We start from the raw sequence: 16,054 nt of genomic DNA on the forward strand, positions 1-16,054 counted from the left end.
TTAGGAGATGAAAAGTAATGAATAATGCTAATACCTTGTACCAATACGGTACATTAGCAATGTTAGTTCCCGGATTATTCGAAGGAACTCTACCATTAAAAGAACTATTAAAACACGGTGATACCGGTATCGGTACTGGTGACGGGTTAGATGGTGAACTAGTTATCTTAAACGGCGTTGCTTACCAAATCGATGGTGATGGTAAGGTTAACGAACTAGATGATGACTTTATGGTGCCATTCGGTGACGTGCACTTTGCTAGTTTTGAACATTTAGCTAACGTGCATGCACTAGTTAAGATGGAAGACCTAGAAGAAAAGGTATCTTCCAAGTTAGACTGGAACAACGTGTTCTACGCTGTGAAGGCGCACGGAACTTTCAAGTCTGTAAAGGCTAGATCAGTTCATAAGCAAGAAAAGCCATACCCAACCCTTGTTGAATGTGCTCATAAACAAAACGAATTCGATGCTGAAGACGTTGAAGGAACTGTGATTGGATACTTCTCACCACAAATCTTCAATGGTGCAGCCGTTGGTGGATTCCACCTTCACTTCTTGGCTGACGACAAATCAGTAGGGGGCCATTTACTAGATTTTGAAATGGTTTCTGGTGATATTAAGGTTCAAAAACTTGATGAATTAGTGCAAAAACTACCATCATCAAATGATGACTTTATGAAACACGATTTCTCAAAGGATGACATCGCCGGTGCCATCGGAGAAGCTGAATAAAAATAAAAAGGGCTGACATTTTTGTCAGTCCTTTTTATTTTTACTTAGTAGTAGTGGTATTAGTGTTGGTAGTACCAGTTGATTGGTTTGTGTTAGTAGTGCTTGAAGTGGTGGTATTAGTTGAAGTAGTTTGCTTTGGTGTAAATACTTCACGGAATACCCATCCTTCTAATGAAGAAGCGTATACGTAAACCTTGTAGTTGCCTTGTTTTTGGTTGTATTGGTACCATTGATCACCGTTTGCTGGGGTGTAAGTCTTTGGAAGAATTACACGACTATCACCTGGGTTGTATAGTGATTGTAGACCAGTGGTTCCGTTAGCTAGTTTCAATACTAGTGTGTTTGATGAGATAGCGTAAGGTTGGTTGTTGTTGATGGTAACCTTGTAGCTCTTGCCATCGATTACTAACATGTCGTTTGAATCGTCGACCTTCATCGCCTTAACGGAATCACCAAACTTAAGAACAGTCTTACCAGTATTAATTGGAGTGTTCAATGCGTAGTAAGCATCTTTAGCTTCCTTAGTGCTTAAATCGTTGCTAGGAACGGTCTTCTTGCTGGTAATGTAAACGGGAACGCGTTTGATCCAGTCTGACTTAGTGGTCTTAGTAATCCAGATACCGTTCTTGATTTCTGGAACGCTTCCACCGATTAGCATCCATTGACCGTCATTTAATTTTCTAACTAAAACAATTTGGTTTTTAGCAATGGTACTCTTCTTGATGATCTTCTTGGATTGGATGGTGTTGTTTTTAATAGCATATCCGTAAACAGTGGTCTTCTTTGTAACCGCGTATAAAGGAACGTTATTATTAGTGTTAGTAGTTACCTTAGTAGTTTTCTTAGCGGCAGTTTTTTTAGCGACTTGCTTCATCCAAGTAGTCTTAGCTTGGCTAGTTGTTAGAACGGTGTTCTTAGGAGTCTTAACACCAGTAATCTTCCAAGTGTTTCCCTTCACGTGAGTGACGGAGATTTTGACTCCCTTTTTGATGTTAACCTTTTTTAGAACTTTCTTAGAGATGTTCTTCTTAACTACCTTGTGTTCGGTTGCCACAATTTTCTTAGTAGTGGTAACGACACGTGCTTGATTCCAGTAACTGGAAGATTTGCTTGGTAGTGAGCTGGCATTGGCAGCAACAGCAGGTGTAGCAATTAAGACAGCACCGGCTAAAGCGGTCATGATGCTTTTTTGAAACTTCATGTATGAATCCTTCTTTCATATAATATTATAACTATCTTAACTTATAATTAGATTTTTTTCTACATCTTCAGGAGATTGTAATCTTTTTTAATATTTCGGGTTACATTTGTAGACAAAGAAAGGCGGATTTGATATATTCTTAATCAAGCAAGATTATTTAATGTAAAACATATTTTATAAGGGGTGCCAAATAATGAAGAAAAGAAACATTATGACTTCACTTTCAGTTGCTGCTTTATCACTATCATTACTATCAGGTGTAGCTGCAAATGCTGATTCAATGAGTAACATGCATGACATGTCATCAATGAAGATGGAAAAGAAGACTACTAAGAAAGCTACCAAGAAGTCTGCTAAGAAATCATCAATGAAGATGACTAAGAAGTCAGCAAAGAAGACTGCCGCCAAGAAATCAACTATGAAGATGACTAAAGAATCTTCAAAGAAGATGAACATGAAACACTCAATGATGGGTGGCATGATGATGGATGGTTTAGAAATGAACATGAACTCTAAACTACCAAAGGGCTTGAAGAAAGCTACTCATGCTAAATTCCACGTTGGCCAAAAGGTAACGCTAAAGGCTAAGCACATGGAAGGTATGTACAACGCTAAGGCCACTGTTGCCGGTGTCTACAAGACCGACCTATATGAAATTGACTTCATGCCAACAAACGGTGGCAAGATGGTTAAGAACCACAAGTGGGTAGTAGCTAGCGAACTAAAAGCAAAGGGTGCCCTAAAAGCTGGTAAGAAAGTAACTGTTTTAGCCGATCATATGTACGATATGAAGGGTGCTAAAGGTAAGATTGTTAAGGTTCACAAAGGACCTGCTTACGTAGTAACTTTCAAGGATACTAAGACTAAGATGGTTATGAAGAACCACAAGTGGTTAACACAACAAGAATTACAAGCAATTAAATAACAATCAAAAAAGACCTGACAAACGTCAGGTCTTTTTATTTTATAGTAATGATTTAATTCCAAGTAGGACTAACATGATTCCAATAAATGGTTTTAGGTAATTACTAATTGAGCTCTTAGCAAGACCACTAGCCAACATTGGGGCAACAACAGCACCAACGATTGCTCCGGCGGTTAGCGGTAGTCCGGCGTGCCAATCGATTGATCCACCGGCTAAATGGAATAACATACCAACAGTGGACATGAACGCCAACACGTATGTTGATGTGGCAGTTGCGTTGAATGTTTCAAGACCTAGGATGAATAGGCCAGCAGTGATGACTGCACCACCACTCATTCCAGCAACTCCAACCATCAGACCGGCTAAACATCCGTATAGGGATGCCTTTAGGCGATCGTGGCCATTGTTATCGATGGCTGCTTCGGATACGGGTTTGGTTTTTCTAAGCATGTTAACACCTAGGATAATCATGATTAGACCGATAATCCATTTGTAAAATGAATCGGGGATGAAATGAGATAGGATGGAACCAACTACTACTGATGGTAATGCGGCGATTAGCATTTGGTTTCCAATTTTGACGTCAATTTTTCCTTGGCGGTAGTAACTGATTGCCCCGATGATTAATGGAGGTAAACTAGTTACCAAGGAAGTAGATGCTGCATTGGCCGCGTTTAGACCGATGACTCCGGTCAAAATTCCTAGATAAATGGCACCGCCACCACCACCTAATAGGATGGTTAGCATTCCAACCGCGACTCCAAAGACGACTAAAAAGATAATACTAGACATGATCATAATCCTCTCTAAATTAAGTTATTTGCTTTTTTACTATTTATTAATTACAATATGTAATTATGGCATTCAATATGTAATTATCAATTTATATGCTTGGAGGCATCGATGTGAGAATAGCGACAATTTCAAAGAAAGATATTATAAAAACCGCAATCATCATGATTGAAAAGGGTGACAAAATCACGTTTTCCACCATTTCTAGGAAGATGAAGATTACATCTCAATCGTTATATAACTACTTTAAGAACCAAAAGGAATTAGAGTACGCAATTGTTGGGACTGTCATTTCATCAGCTTGTACAATTGCCCAAGCCAAAACATTCGGCAAAAGTGGCCATGATGGCGTCATTTCACTATCTCTAATGTTTAGAAAAATGGGCGTCAGACACATCAATTTGGCGCAATTTGTGATTTCACATCACCGTACCAACCAATACAAAATTGTGACGGATGCCTTTAATGAATTGAAAGTTTTATTGGATCGCATGCTGGAAAGTTACATTGAATCAGATAAGCTATTAAAGGCCAGTCGATTAATTAGAAGCCTGGTGGTTGGCGACATTTTAAACGTCGGAACTGGCTGGTTTAAGAGCCCAGAGGTGAGGGCAGAATCCAGTTTCGTTGAGATGTTAAATCTTAGTTTAAATGCTTTAAAGAATTCTTAATTCATCGATTTTATTTGAAAAATCAATTTATTTTTTAAGTAATTTGGATTATATTTGTTATTATATATTCAGAGTGTTTTTTAGAAAGGATACATAATAATGAAAAAAATTACCGGCTGGGTAAAGCATTGGTACAGATACAAGACTGATGAACCATACATTATTGCTGCTGCAATCATTGGGGCACTATGTCTTTTAGGATCAATTGCTTTAGACCACAAAAAAAGATTTTACATGTACGTTTTAATCTTAATTTTAATTGCGATTTGGGCACTATTTAGAAGTGTTACCTTCAAGAAGAACTTCGTTCGTCAATTCGTTGATGAAAATAAGTTCGAAGGTAAGGATAAGGGATTGGATTTAGGTACAGGTACTGGTTATGCTTTAATCAAGCTAGCTCGTGATACTAAACTAAACAAAGTTTATGGTGTTGAAGATAAATACCAATACACCATCAAACGCCTTGAAAAAAATGCATACCTAGAAAATGTTAAAGACCGTATTGAAATTACCACTGCAGATATCGAAAACCTACCATTCGATGATAAGGAATTCGATGTTATCACCGCTATCTCTGCAAATGGTAACCAATTGAGTACCCCTAAGAAGTCAGTTTACACCGATATCGCTTTTGAAATCGCTCGTGTAGTTGCTGATAAGGGAACCATCTTTATGGTAAACACTCCTCGTATGACAAAGAAATATGCCAACGAGTTCGAAAACAGAGGACTAAAAGTTGAGTACATGCACAGAAGATTCGAACGTTTCTTCTTCCTACGTGCAATCAAAGTTACCAACAAATAAAAAAGCCGACCTGATTAGGTCGACTTTTTTATTTTGTCTAGAAGTGGTGAACACGGTTGAAGAAGTCAACGAATAGTTGGTTTTCTTCATCGTATTGATCCCACATGTTTTCTGGGTGCCATTGCACACATTGAATTGACTTGTCGTCGTTTTCTAGTCCTTCAATCATACCATCATCGGCACGGGCTACGACGTGAAGTCCTTCGGCTACATCCTTAGCTGCTTCGTGGTGGAATGAGTTAACGAACGCACGCGTACCAAATGTCTTGGCTAGCAATGAATCTTCATCGATACTAATGTGGTGTACAGGTGAGTATCCGATTGCTTTTTGTTCGTGTTGTAATTGTGGTAATCCGTTTTGTGGGGTGAATTGAGCACCGATGTCTTGGTACAATGTTCCGCCCATAGCAACGTTTACGATTTGTAATCCGCGGCAAATTGCTAGGATTGGTTTGTGCATTCTAATTGCTTGTTTAACTAGCGCTAATTCGAATTCATCTCTAGTTTCAAATGTACGACCAATTTGGGCAATTGGTTCTTCACCGTAATACTTAGGCAATACATCTGGACCACCGGTGAAGATAACTCCATCGACAGTTTCTAATAATTCAGCAGCCATGCTTGGCTTTCCAACCGGAAAGATAACTGGAGTGATGTTGTTGTCTAGCAAACAATTCATCAAGGTCCTTTGGGCAAAATGACCTTCTCTTTGACGGAAGGGTTCATCTTGGCTAAAGATGATGTCTGATGTAACTCCAATACGCATATGAATCAGTCCCTTTTTAAATTATAGTGATAATATAGCTATTCTATCATTTTATTTGATAATTGCCACTGATAATCATTAGCGTACGATATTTTCAATTGCATTGACTTTTTAGATGTGCTATTTTTGATAACATATTGTGGAAAATTATGATGAAATAGTTTTCAGACAGGGGGATGAACTTTTATGAAATTCAAGTCAATTGCAAAACTAGGTGTAGTGGCGTTTGCCGCAACAATGGTGCTTGCCGCTTGCGGTAAATCATCAGATACAACATCTAGAACAGATTCATTGAATTGGATGAGTAATACAACATTGACCACTTTAGATCCTTCTAAGGCCGTTGATGTTACCAGTGATCAAGTTTTATACAACGCAATGCGTGGTTTAGTTACTCCCGATAAAGGAAATAAAATTGACCTAGCAATTGCAAAGAATTACAAGGTTACTAATGGTGGAAAGACTTACACTTTCACCTTAAGAAACACTAAGTGGAGCAATGGTAAGAAGGTTACTGCCGGTGATTTTGAATACGGAATCAAACGTAGCGCCGATCCTAAGACTGCTTCACAAATGGCATACTACATGTCTAATATTATGAATTACGATAAAGTGAAGACAGGTTCAATGTCAGCTGATAAATTGGGAGTTAAAGCAATGGGCGACAATAAGTTGCAAATTACTTTAACTAAACCACAAGCTGATTTTATAAATGTCTTAGCATTACCTGTCTTTTATCCTCAACAAAAGACGTTAGTTGAAAAATACGGTACCGCTTACGGAACAACATCAGATAAGATGGTATATGATGGTCCATTTGCCGTTAAAAACTGGAAAGGTAGCAACGATTCTTGGACATTATCCAAGAATAAAGGCTACTATGATAATGCTAACGTGAAATTAAAGGCCATCAACTATTCAGTGATTAAGGATCCACAAACTGCATTGGATGAATACCAATCAGGTAAGTTGGATCAAACACTATTAGCAGGTAAACAACAAGTTAACACCTACAAGAATAATAAAGATTTTGTGAACCATAAGCAGTTTATGGTTCAATATCTATCCATTAATCAAAGCAAAGTTCCTGCTCTAAAAAACAAGAACTTAAGAAAAGCTTTATCATTAGCAATTAATCGTGAAGAATTAACTCAAAATGTTTTAGGAGACGGTTCATTTACTGCCAGAGGATTGGTTCCAGATACTTTGGCTTACATGAACGGTAAGGACTTCAATGATTATGCTACTGTTAAGGATGCCACTACTGGTGACATGACCAAGGCTAAGCAACTATGGGCCAAGGGATTAAAAGAAATCGGTAAGAAATCAGTATCCATCTCAATCATGAACAACAACGACCAAACCAGTCGTGCTGTCACTGAATTTTTACAAACTGAATTGGATAAACTTCCAGGCCTAAAGGTAACTGCACAAATCTTACCTAACAACGTAGCTTCCGGTCGTTCTCTAAAATCAGACTACGAACTATCAGTTTCTGGTTGGGACCCATCAATTAGTGACCCAATCTCACCACTACAAACTAAAGTATCAACTAGTCCAATTAACACTTCTAAGTGGGGTAACTCAATGTATGACATGTACATTGACCGTTCCAACAACGAAGATGCTAACAACAAAGACAAGCGTTTCTTTGATCTAGTTAACGCTCAAAAGGTCATCCTAAACGATCAAGGAATTATTCCATTGATTCAAAAGGCACAACCTGAACTAATGAAGACAAATATTCATGGCGTTAAGTACCTAGGGAATGGTCCAGTTTGGGACTTCTCTCACGCTTACATTAAATAAATCATAAAAGCCACCAAAATTTTTGGTGGTTTTTATTTTGGCTCAAAGCTTGCTACCGTTGATTTTTGATGACGTTTAACAACCAAAGTTCGGTTTTTGCGACAAAAAAAGCGAGTCATTAGAGTTGCTAAAAATTTCATTCGGATGTATTATGCTTATAAATTATAAGGAGGGGTTCATTATGAAGATGTCTAACGAAGAACAAATATGTTGTTGTCAGTATCGAAGCATGAACTCTATTCTTATTTTCTAATCAAGAAAACGTTTTTTAATTAGATTATAACAGGGTGTCATGGTTCGGCTTTTTAGCGTAGAATCATGACGCCCTTTTTCTTTTTTTAGATGGCCATCTATGTAAAGAAGTACTTATTAAACAAAGGAGTATGGATATGAAGAAGTCACGGATATTATCAATTGTTTTGACCACAGCGTTATTAGGTTTGGTATTAACTGCTTGTGGTAAGAGTCAATCAAGCAACAAGAAACATCTAAATTGGACTACCAATGCATCAATTTCCTCACTTGATCCATCAAAGGCCGTTGATACTAATACTCAACAAGCTGTTTATAATGCGTTTTCTGGTTTAGTATCTCCAGATGGTAGTAACAAGGTGCGTTTAGCAACCGCCAAGAGCTACCACGTTTCAAAGGATGGTAAGACATACACATTCGAATTGAAACACACTAAGTGGAGTAACGGCCAAGAATTAACCGCTAAGGATTTCGAATACGGAATCAAACGTAGTGCTGATCCAAAGACTGCCTCACAAGAAGCTTACTACATGGCTAACATTGAAAACTATGCAGCCATTTCTAAGTCACAACTATCACCAGATAAGTTGGGGGTAAAGGCAACTGGTAAGTACACACTACAAATTAAACTAATTAAGCCACAACCATACTTCTTGAACTTATTAGTATTACCAGTGTTCTACCCACAATCAGAAAGCATTGTTAAGAAATACGGTAAGAGCTACGGTACTACAAGTAGCAAAATGCTATACAATGGTGCATTTAAGATTACTAACTGGACTGGTACTAACGATTCATGGACTTTAACCAAGAACAAGGAATACTACAATGCTGACAAGACAAAATTAGACAGCATCAAGTACACAGTTATTAAGGACCCACAAACTGCTCTAAACGAATACCAAAGCGGTAAGTTAGATCAAACTACTTTAGTGGGTAAACAACAATACAGCAGTTACAAGAATTCAAAGGACTTCCACTTGAGAAAGATTTACAGTGTAAGATACCTATCACTAAGTAACAAGAACGAACCAGCATTTAGAAACGTTAACATCAGAAAAGCTCTATCATTAATCATCGATAGAAAAGAATTACTAAACGATGTTTTAGGTAACGGTTCAACCCAAGCACGTGGAATTGTGCCTGATACTTTAGCATCACGTAACGGTAAGGACTTTAACGACTACGCTAGCGTTTCCGATGCAGTTAACGGTAACGTTGAACAAGCTAAGAAACTATGGAAGAAAGGTCTAAGTGAAATCGGCAAGAAGGACTTAACCATCTCAATTAACAGTAACAATGGTGAAGATGCTAAACCAATCGTTGAATTCATTCAAAACCAATTCTCCAAGCTACCAGGTCTAAAGGTTAACCTAACATTACTTCCAAACACAGTTGCGACTGCTCGTTTCCTAAGCGGTCAATACCAAGTTGCTGTAACAGGTTGGAGCCCATCAATCAGTGATCCAATCTCACCTCTAAACATTAGATACTCAACTAATGCAATGAACACAGCTAAGTGGAGCAATGCTGAATACGACAAGTTGATTGATAAATCAAATGACGACGACGCTTTGAACCCAGCAAAACGTTGGAATGATTTAGTTGATGCTCAAAAGGTATTATTAAACGACCAAGGTCTAATTCCTCTATTCCAACCAGCACAAGCTGAACTAATTAAGAGTGATATTCACAATGTTCGTTTCTACGGAAATGGCCCAATCTGGGACTTCTCTGAAACTTACGTTAAATAATCAATAAAAAGGTCATCCATTATCGGATGATCTTTTTACTTTTTTTAAATTCTAGTTTTTTATAATAATGGTATAATTAGAGGATATTAAAGAGCGATTAGGGGAATTTAATTATAATGAATCAAAAAAGTAGACTGCATGACTTCTGGCGCAATCACGGAATTGTCATCCTTATTTTTATGGTCATGTCATTATTAAGTGTCACAATCATGTGGCACTACAAGTTTATTGTCATGGGATCTGATATGCATTTCCACTGGGAACGCATTTGGGACTTGCGTGAATCGTTAATTAACAAGAGTCCGTTCCCACTTGTAGCATTAAATCAATATAACCAAACTGGTTCTGCCGTAATGGCATTGTATCCACAGTTAGGGATGCTACCAATTGCTTTACTTTCATTAGTAATCAAATCGTTTATTCCGTTGGTTTATATCGTCTTGATTCTAAGAAACTTCTTTGCATTACTTGTGGCATATTTCGCTAGTTACAGTTATAACAGAAACCGCAAAATCAGCTTCATCTTTGCATCCGGATACACATTGGCAGCGACCATTTTGTTTCACGCTGTTATTAGTTACGATATTGGCCGTTCATCATCCATGATTTACTTGCCTTTAATTTTATTCGGTTTCTTAAACCTATTAGAAAAAAGTGACTGGATTGAATTGAGTTTTGGGATGAGTGCCATCATTATGTGTCACGTGGTGAATACCGCTATTGCGATTTTCTTCTTAATCGTCATGGCACTGATTAACATCGTTAAGCTACTACACAAGGACAAGGTGATTGCACTTGTGAAGGCAGTCGTATTAACCGTGTTACTAACAGCACTATACTGGATTCCGTTTATCATTATTGTTGGAAACAATTCGATTAACTTCCCACCATCGTATTGGAAAGTGAGTGGTACCAGTACTTACACCTGGTATCTATCGATTATTCAAAACAGTGTTGGACCATTCTTCAATGTGATTAATCTATTGGGATTGGTGTTTGGCATTATCTTCTTCAGACGTTTGGGTAAATACTCTAAGCAATTATTATTAGTCGGAATCGGTTTTCTAGTCTTATGCAGTAAGTTATTCCCATGGGATTTGATTGCGAAGACTGGCATTAATGATTCACTTCAATTCACTTGGCGTTTGAATATCATTCCTCAACTAATCTTCTGCTACATCTTTGCTGAAATTATCGTGAAGATATTTAAGAAGTCATCTTATGCATGGACCGCGATTGTTGTTGCAACACTTGGCATTGTTCTACTTCAACTCCAAGCGCAAACTTCAGTGGTTAACCAAACCAAGAACAACTTTGAATTGAACCATAAGTTTGTCGAAGACGGTAAGCCCTATCGTTTGAATAACAATCAGGATTTCCACAACATGATTTTCAGTAATGTCGGAGTAGTCGATTACTATCCAAGTTCTGCCGTGAAGTACTACGACAACACTAATAAGCACATTGCCACCTATAACGGTAATCAACGACTAAAAGTGAAGCTATTAGGTGATGGTAAGTACTCGTTTAAAGCACCAGTTTCGATTAAGAAAATGGCATTGCCATTCCTACACTACAAGGGGATTGCTTACGAAGTACGCGTCGATGGTAGGGTCGTTAAGACCAAGGATAACAAGCATTCTCTACTAACGATTTCTCATCTTTCAGCTGGCCGTCATCACGTCCAAATCATCGTTCACAGAACCAAGAAAGAACTACTTTCATACTTGTTTGCGATTATTGGAATTGTTTTATTAATTGCCGCAATTGTTAAGAAGTACGTGTTTAACAAGAATAAATAATAAAAAACCACAAGTCGATATAACTTGTGGTTTTTATTTTGTCTTTATTACCACTTAGCGAGTAAAAAATACCACTTATCCAATATTGCATTATTTATTTCCTCCATTGACTTATTATTACCATATCGAATAGGAGGTCAGGTAAATGTTAGAAGTAAAAGGTTTAACTAAAACATTCAAGAATAAAATTGCAGTTGATCACATCGATTTGCAAATTAATGATGGTCAACTTGTCGCTTTTCTAGGTCATAACGGAGCCGGAAAATCGACAACTATTAACATGTTAATTGGTCTATTAAAACCAGATGAAGGAGAGATTCAACTAAACGGTTTGACCCCCAATGATAAAAATTACAACGATTCATTAGGTGTTGTCTTCCAAAATAGTGTTCTAGATAAATCTTTATCTGTCGAAGATAACCTAAAGATTGCTGGCAGACTTTATAAGAATTTTGATGCTGATTTTCAAAAGGATTTGCTAGATAAGTTAGAAATCAAATCCATTCAAAAACAAAAGTATGGCTCATTATCCGGTGGACAAAGAAGACGTGTCGATATTGCGCGTGCATTGCTAAGTAAGCCAAAATTATTATTTTTGGATGAACCATCAACTGGTTTAGATATTCAGACCAGAAATAAAATTTGGGAAGTGCTAAATGAGCTACGCCATGAAATGGGATTAACCATTATATTGACAACTCACTACTTGGAAGAAGCTGATCAATCTGATTGGGTATATGTACTGGATAAGGGAAAGATTGTAGCCTCTGATACTGTTGACAATCTAAAGGCGCGTTATGCACAGAATACATTGATACTTTACGTAAACGACTTATCCACTGTGGATAAATTATCCATGCTTGATGACGTTAAAGTTTTGCACAATAAGGTGTTATTAAAAGTTAATTCATATCAAGAAGCAATCAGCATTATAGAAGAATACAAAAATGATATTTCAGACTTTGAATATATTCACGGATCAATGGACGATATCTTTATTGCTTTGACCGGAAAGGAGATTAAGTAATGATTTTAGCTAGTTTAATCAATCGTAATTTGAAATTATATTTTAGTGATAGAAAGCGCATTATCTTTTCACTAATGGGTGCACTAATCTCGGTGGTCTTGTACGTGGTTTTCTTGAAAAATAACATTCAAAAGGGATGGACAGGTATTGATGATGGGGTCAAACTACTGGATTATTGGTTAATTGGTGGAACCATTGCGATTACTGCCATCACAACTACTGGGGATGCTTTGCACCAAAGAATCTATGATATTGAAAGTAAACGCATGGATGATCTAATGATGACCAATGCGAATAAATCAGTGATTGATATGAGCTACGTCATTAGTGCCACTTTGATTGGCTTGATGATGCAGGTAATTGTTTATATCATCCTATCCGTTTTATTCATGTTGATGGATCAACTTCCCTTTAACTTTGCTATTTCGGGTCAACTATTGGGCGCAATGTTGATTGGTAGTGTGGTTTGGACACTCTTCAACATGATTATCTTGATGTTTGTTAAAAAGGCATCAGTAATCCCGTCATTGAATGCGATTATTTCCAGTTCTGCGGGTTTCTTTGCGGGAGTCTACATGCCATTAGGATTGCTTCCAAGTGGTGCCAGCAAGATTCTAAAGTATACACCAGCTCCTTACGATGCTTCGCTGGTAAGAAATATTTTGATGGACTCACAAATAAAGACGAGTTTTCAACATGTGGATAGTCACGTGCTAAGTAATTTTAAATCCACAATGGGACTTGTGATTAATGGCTTTGAAAAATCAATCGGGGATGCATGGGTATGCGTATCATTTATCGGTGTTTTCCTAATTGCATTTGTGATGCTAACTAGATTTAGAAAAAATGCAAAGTAGTTATGATAAGATATAAAAAAGGAGGTGGGTAGATTGAAGATTGATTTTAATAAGGATGGTCGATTGAACGATGACGAAATCAACGTGATGGTCAGTGCCAAAGAACTAACCCCTGAAGTCATTGACCTATTATCGATGCTAAAGGATGCATCGAATGAAAATGATAATTGGCTTCCAGTTAATACTAACGACCGTGTTCAGATGATTGCTGTTGATGATATTGTCGGCATTGAGGTCTATCAAAATGAATTGAATATCTACACCACTGAGGAACAGTTTGTCACCACTGGGACTTTAAAAGATATGTATGAAAAATTGAAAAAACATCACTTTATTCAAATCAGTAAATCCGCGATTATCAATATTGATCACTTAGATTATATGGAAACAGCATTTTCGGGAAACATGACGGCATTTTTAACTAATGATTTAAAGTTAAATGTTAGTCGTAAGTATTTACCTGGTTTGAAGAAAAGTCTAAGGATGTGAGAAATTATGAACTTATTTTGGAATCTATTTAAGCGTTTCTTTATGGGGATGTTGTATGGATCATTTTTATATGTAGTTACCGGATTATACTTTAATAGCAGTTCCTATAACATATCTGATAGGTTAATCTTTTTATTCGCAAGTGGATTAATCGGATTATTGAGTGTGATATTTAAGAGTGAAAGAATCGGTATTGTATGGGAATTTGTCATTCATGGTGCTTTATCATACATGATTGTTGTCGCATTGAATCTCGTAATTACACCATATTTTGATTTTTGGAATCCAAACATCTTTACCACCTTTACCGTTGAATTCATAGTCATTTATGTGATTATTTGTAGCAGTAGCATCGCTATGTTTCATCGTTCTACTAGAGAAATTAATGATGAAATCACTAAACGTAAACAAAAAATGAACCAAAAAAATAATTAAGAAGAGCTTAAAAAAGCAGCCGATAATGGCTGCTTTTATTTTGTTTTAACTTAGTATGATAGAATGAACCTATAATTAATTTAACGGATGTGATTAAATGTTAAACCAAAAGATTAAGGATAATTGGAAATGGATCTTAATTCCAATCATCTTGATTGCAGAATTGTTAATCGATGATTACGTGATGCCACATGTTTATAAATTTGTGTTCCATCTATTTGCCTTCAATCCAGTCGAACACTTCTACACTTACTTAAACATCTACAAGATTGTGTCAATTTTGGTAATTTGTTTATTGAACTACTGGATTATCAAACAAAAGATATTCTTCAAACCCAGTGAGACCAAGGTGGGGTGGCTAGTATTTCTAGTTATCTGCTTTACCATCGTACTTACATGTTTTACGCATAAGAACTTCTGGATTGCATTAGACGTCGGCACCATTGCGGCATTGCCTGAAGAATTGATGTTTAGAGGAATCATTCTAGCATTTGTATTAAAACTAATGACGAGAAAATCAACTGATCAATGGAGAATCATTACCAGTTTGGTTATTTCTGCGTTAATTTTTGGTGGTTTCCACTACATTAACCTTACCAGCCAATCATTTGGTTTTACCTCTCTTCAAGTGGTCAATGCAGCCGCATTAGGAATGCTATTGGGTGCCGTATACATTAAGAGTGGGACCATCATCGTTCCAATGGTGCTTCACTTTATTTATGATTTCTTGGTGACATTGATTAAGGGAATGTCAGCAACCAATTATACAAGTGTCCAAACTAACCAATGGTGGGGGCTATCTATGTATGTATTGATATATTCAATCGTGGCACTCTCAATCATTAATTACAAGCCATCTGACAACAAAATTTTACCAAAACTTAAGAAATTATAGCACCGTTCAATGGTAAAATACCTCTTGAGTATTATATAAGAGTATAAAAATTAAGAGTTTAAAAATGTTTTTCATTGATAACATCTAGAAAGAAGGATGAACGGTGCGTAGCAATGACACTTGGAGATCGGACCACCTCTTAAAACGTGGTTTTATTGGCTTTTGCCTAATCTGCATGGTTGCTAGTTCAATTCAGTTTATTCCAGTTCAATATATTCAATCTAATCAGGTCAACGTTAATAATGTGGCTTTAACTATTGAATTCTTTGGTGCCTACATCATTATGCTAAACTTTGCGGTTTACGCGTACAGACGATACGGTAATGGGAATATATTTAAGATGCTAAGTCTAAAGGACTATCAACTAACAGCTTTCGCAACTGTGATGGCATTTTTAATTGCCCAAGCGTATATATTCATGTTCGACATTTTCTTCCAAAACCGATTCCAAATTGAAGCAATTCACTTTTCAAAAGATCTGTATGACAATACATGGTCGATGGTTTTATTGGTTCTTGGGTTCGTCTTCTTGTCGCCAATTCTAGAGGAACTGGTATTTAGAGCCTACATCCTTGACGTGGCGTTCTCCGACAAGTGGCGATGGTTAGGCGAGATTATCTCAGCATTATTCTATGGTTTATTCCATATGAGATATCATAATTTATTCTCGTTTATATTCTTTGCCCAATATGGTTTTTGGATGGCCTGGCTATATAACCAGACTAGAAACGTTAGGGCCGCAATTCTGATGCACATAGTATTAAATGCCGTGACGATATCGATTGTTGCTTATTACTATTATCACTAAAAAAGCAATGCCTGATTCGGGCATTGCTTTTTGTTT

Annotated in this window: 16 protein-coding genes; 13 read left to right on the forward strand and 3 right to left on the reverse strand. The window is 37.0% G+C overall.

Translation table 11 applies throughout. The annotated features are described in order from the left end of the window. Positions 1-17 precede the first annotated feature (17 nt). Entirely contained in the window at positions 18-731 is a 714-nt protein-coding gene (gene budA / locus ACOMA7_RS02915) for an acetolactate decarboxylase (RefSeq protein ID WP_053792114.1), read from the forward strand. A 40-nt stretch (positions 732-771) separates the two neighbouring features. Here budA and ACOMA7_RS02920 read toward each other — a convergent pair whose 3' ends face one another. After that, positions 772-1,932, reverse strand: coding sequence for a hypothetical protein (locus tag ACOMA7_RS02920; protein ID WP_421391848.1), 1,161 nt, complete (start codon positions 1,930-1,932; stop codon positions 772-774). A 193-nt stretch (positions 1,933-2,125) separates the two neighbouring features. Here ACOMA7_RS02920 and ACOMA7_RS02925 point away from each other — a divergent pair, with 193 nt between their 5' ends. After that, positions 2,126-2,857: a YdhK family protein gene (locus tag ACOMA7_RS02925; protein ID WP_421391851.1), complete on the forward strand. Its 732-nt coding sequence runs from the start codon at positions 2,126-2,128 to the stop codon at positions 2,855-2,857. Positions 2,858-2,896: 39 nt separating this feature from the next. Here ACOMA7_RS02925 and ACOMA7_RS02930 read toward each other — a convergent pair whose 3' ends face one another. Beyond that, positions 2,897-3,649 carry a sulfite exporter TauE/SafE family protein gene (locus tag ACOMA7_RS02930; RefSeq protein WP_301945306.1) on the reverse strand — a complete coding sequence of 251 codons (753 nt, stop codon included), beginning with the start codon at positions 3,647-3,649 and terminating at the stop codon, positions 2,897-2,899. 113 nt (positions 3,650-3,762) lie between these two features. Between ACOMA7_RS02930 and ACOMA7_RS02935 the strand changes: the two genes are divergently transcribed. Both ACOMA7_RS02935 and ACOMA7_RS02940 read left to right on the forward strand, forming a co-directional pair. Then, complete coding sequence (locus ACOMA7_RS02935) at positions 3,763-4,320, forward strand: TetR/AcrR family transcriptional regulator (protein WP_414827088.1); 558 nt, start codon at positions 3,763-3,765, stop codon at positions 4,318-4,320. A gap of 99 nt (positions 4,321-4,419) precedes the next feature. Continuing rightward, the gene (locus ACOMA7_RS02940; RefSeq protein WP_301945308.1) at positions 4,420-5,124 is read left to right on the forward strand and encodes a class I SAM-dependent methyltransferase; all 705 of its coding nucleotides are present in this window, start codon (positions 4,420-4,422) and stop codon (positions 5,122-5,124) included. Between the two features lie 37 nt (positions 5,125-5,161). On the opposite strand, the gene ACOMA7_RS02945 is transcribed toward ACOMA7_RS02940, so the two are convergent. Beyond that, entirely contained in the window at positions 5,162-5,890 is a 729-nt protein-coding gene (locus ACOMA7_RS02945; RefSeq protein WP_053793025.1) for a gamma-glutamyl-gamma-aminobutyrate hydrolase family protein, read from the reverse strand. 186 nt (positions 5,891-6,076) lie between these two features. On the opposite strand from ACOMA7_RS02945, the gene ACOMA7_RS02950 reads away from it, so the two are divergent. The 9 genes from ACOMA7_RS02950 to ACOMA7_RS02990 all read left to right on the forward strand — a co-directional run bounded on the left by ACOMA7_RS02950 (position 6,077) and on the right by ACOMA7_RS02990 (position 16,018). Next, a complete protein-coding gene (locus ACOMA7_RS02950; RefSeq protein WP_421391856.1) occupies positions 6,077-7,699 on the forward strand; it encodes a peptide ABC transporter substrate-binding protein in 1,623 nt (540 codons plus the stop codon). 389 nt (positions 7,700-8,088) lie between these two features. Further along, positions 8,089-9,705, forward strand: coding sequence for a peptide ABC transporter substrate-binding protein (locus tag ACOMA7_RS02955; RefSeq protein ID WP_301945311.1), 1,617 nt, complete (start codon positions 8,089-8,091; stop codon positions 9,703-9,705). A gap of 116 nt (positions 9,706-9,821) precedes the next feature. Further along, positions 9,822-11,507: a hypothetical protein gene (locus ACOMA7_RS02960; protein ID WP_421391859.1), complete on the forward strand. Its 1,686-nt coding sequence runs from the start codon at positions 9,822-9,824 to the stop codon at positions 11,505-11,507. Between the two features lie 145 nt (positions 11,508-11,652). Further along, positions 11,653-12,534, forward strand: a complete 882-nt coding sequence (locus ACOMA7_RS02965; RefSeq protein WP_301945313.1) for an ABC transporter ATP-binding protein — start codon at positions 11,653-11,655, stop codon at positions 12,532-12,534. After that, positions 12,534-13,391: an ABC transporter permease gene (locus ACOMA7_RS02970; protein WP_421391863.1), complete on the forward strand. Its 858-nt coding sequence runs from the start codon at positions 12,534-12,536 to the stop codon at positions 13,389-13,391. The genes ACOMA7_RS02965 and ACOMA7_RS02970 overlap by 1 nt, the downstream gene beginning before the upstream one ends. A 33-nt stretch (positions 13,392-13,424) precedes the next feature. Continuing rightward, positions 13,425-13,880 carry a LytTR family DNA-binding domain-containing protein gene (locus ACOMA7_RS02975; RefSeq protein ID WP_421391865.1) on the forward strand — a complete coding sequence of 152 codons (456 nt, stop codon included), beginning with the start codon at positions 13,425-13,427 and terminating at the stop codon, positions 13,878-13,880. 6 nt (positions 13,881-13,886) lie between these two features. Beyond that, a complete protein-coding gene (locus tag ACOMA7_RS02980) occupies positions 13,887-14,315 on the forward strand; it encodes a DUF3021 family protein (protein ID WP_054608494.1) in 429 nt (142 codons plus the stop codon). 97 nt (positions 14,316-14,412) lie between these two features. After that, a complete protein-coding gene (locus ACOMA7_RS02985) occupies positions 14,413-15,210 on the forward strand; it encodes a CPBP family intramembrane glutamic endopeptidase (protein WP_421391867.1) in 798 nt (265 codons plus the stop codon). A gap of 103 nt (positions 15,211-15,313) precedes the next feature. Beyond that, positions 15,314-16,018, forward strand: a complete 705-nt coding sequence (locus tag ACOMA7_RS02990; RefSeq protein ID WP_263500698.1) for a CPBP family intramembrane glutamic endopeptidase — start codon at positions 15,314-15,316, stop codon at positions 16,016-16,018. Positions 16,019-16,054: the final 36 nt, after the last annotated feature.

Source organism: Apilactobacillus intestinapis, from assembly GCF_049166695.1.
Classification (GTDB): Bacteria; Bacillota; Bacilli; order Lactobacillales; family Lactobacillaceae; genus Apilactobacillus; species Apilactobacillus kunkeei_C.

Excerpts from the sequence above, each read along its gene's own strand:
- budA (WP_053792114.1), top strand. The coding sequence starts at position 18 with ATGAATAATGCTAATACCTTGTACCAATACGGTACATTAGCAATGTTA.
- ACOMA7_RS02920 (WP_421391848.1), bottom strand. The coding sequence starts at position 1,932 with ATGAAGTTTCAAAAAAGCATCATGACCGCTTTAGCCGGTGCTGTCTTA.
- ACOMA7_RS02925 (WP_421391851.1), top strand. The coding sequence starts at position 2,126 with ATGAAGAAAAGAAACATTATGACTTCACTTTCAGTTGCTGCTTTATCA.
- ACOMA7_RS02930 (WP_301945306.1), bottom strand. The coding sequence starts at position 3,649 with ATGTCTAGTATTATCTTTTTAGTCGTCTTTGGAGTCGCGGTTGGAATG.
- ACOMA7_RS02940 (WP_301945308.1), top strand. The coding sequence starts at position 4,420 with ATGAAAAAAATTACCGGCTGGGTAAAGCATTGGTACAGATACAAGACT.
- ACOMA7_RS02945 (WP_053793025.1), bottom strand. The coding sequence starts at position 5,890 with ATGCGTATTGGAGTTACATCAGACATCATCTTTAGCCAAGATGAACCC.
- ACOMA7_RS02950 (WP_421391856.1), top strand. The coding sequence starts at position 6,077 with ATGAAATTCAAGTCAATTGCAAAACTAGGTGTAGTGGCGTTTGCCGCA.
- ACOMA7_RS02955 (WP_301945311.1), top strand. The coding sequence starts at position 8,089 with ATGAAGAAGTCACGGATATTATCAATTGTTTTGACCACAGCGTTATTA.
- ACOMA7_RS02960 (WP_421391859.1), top strand. The coding sequence starts at position 9,822 with ATGAATCAAAAAAGTAGACTGCATGACTTCTGGCGCAATCACGGAATT.
- ACOMA7_RS02965 (WP_301945313.1), top strand. The coding sequence starts at position 11,653 with ATGTTAGAAGTAAAAGGTTTAACTAAAACATTCAAGAATAAAATTGCA.
- ACOMA7_RS02970 (WP_421391863.1), top strand. The coding sequence starts at position 12,534 with ATGATTTTAGCTAGTTTAATCAATCGTAATTTGAAATTATATTTTAGT.
- ACOMA7_RS02980 (WP_054608494.1), top strand. The coding sequence starts at position 13,887 with ATGAACTTATTTTGGAATCTATTTAAGCGTTTCTTTATGGGGATGTTG.
- ACOMA7_RS02985 (WP_421391867.1), top strand. The coding sequence starts at position 14,413 with ATGTTAAACCAAAAGATTAAGGATAATTGGAAATGGATCTTAATTCCA.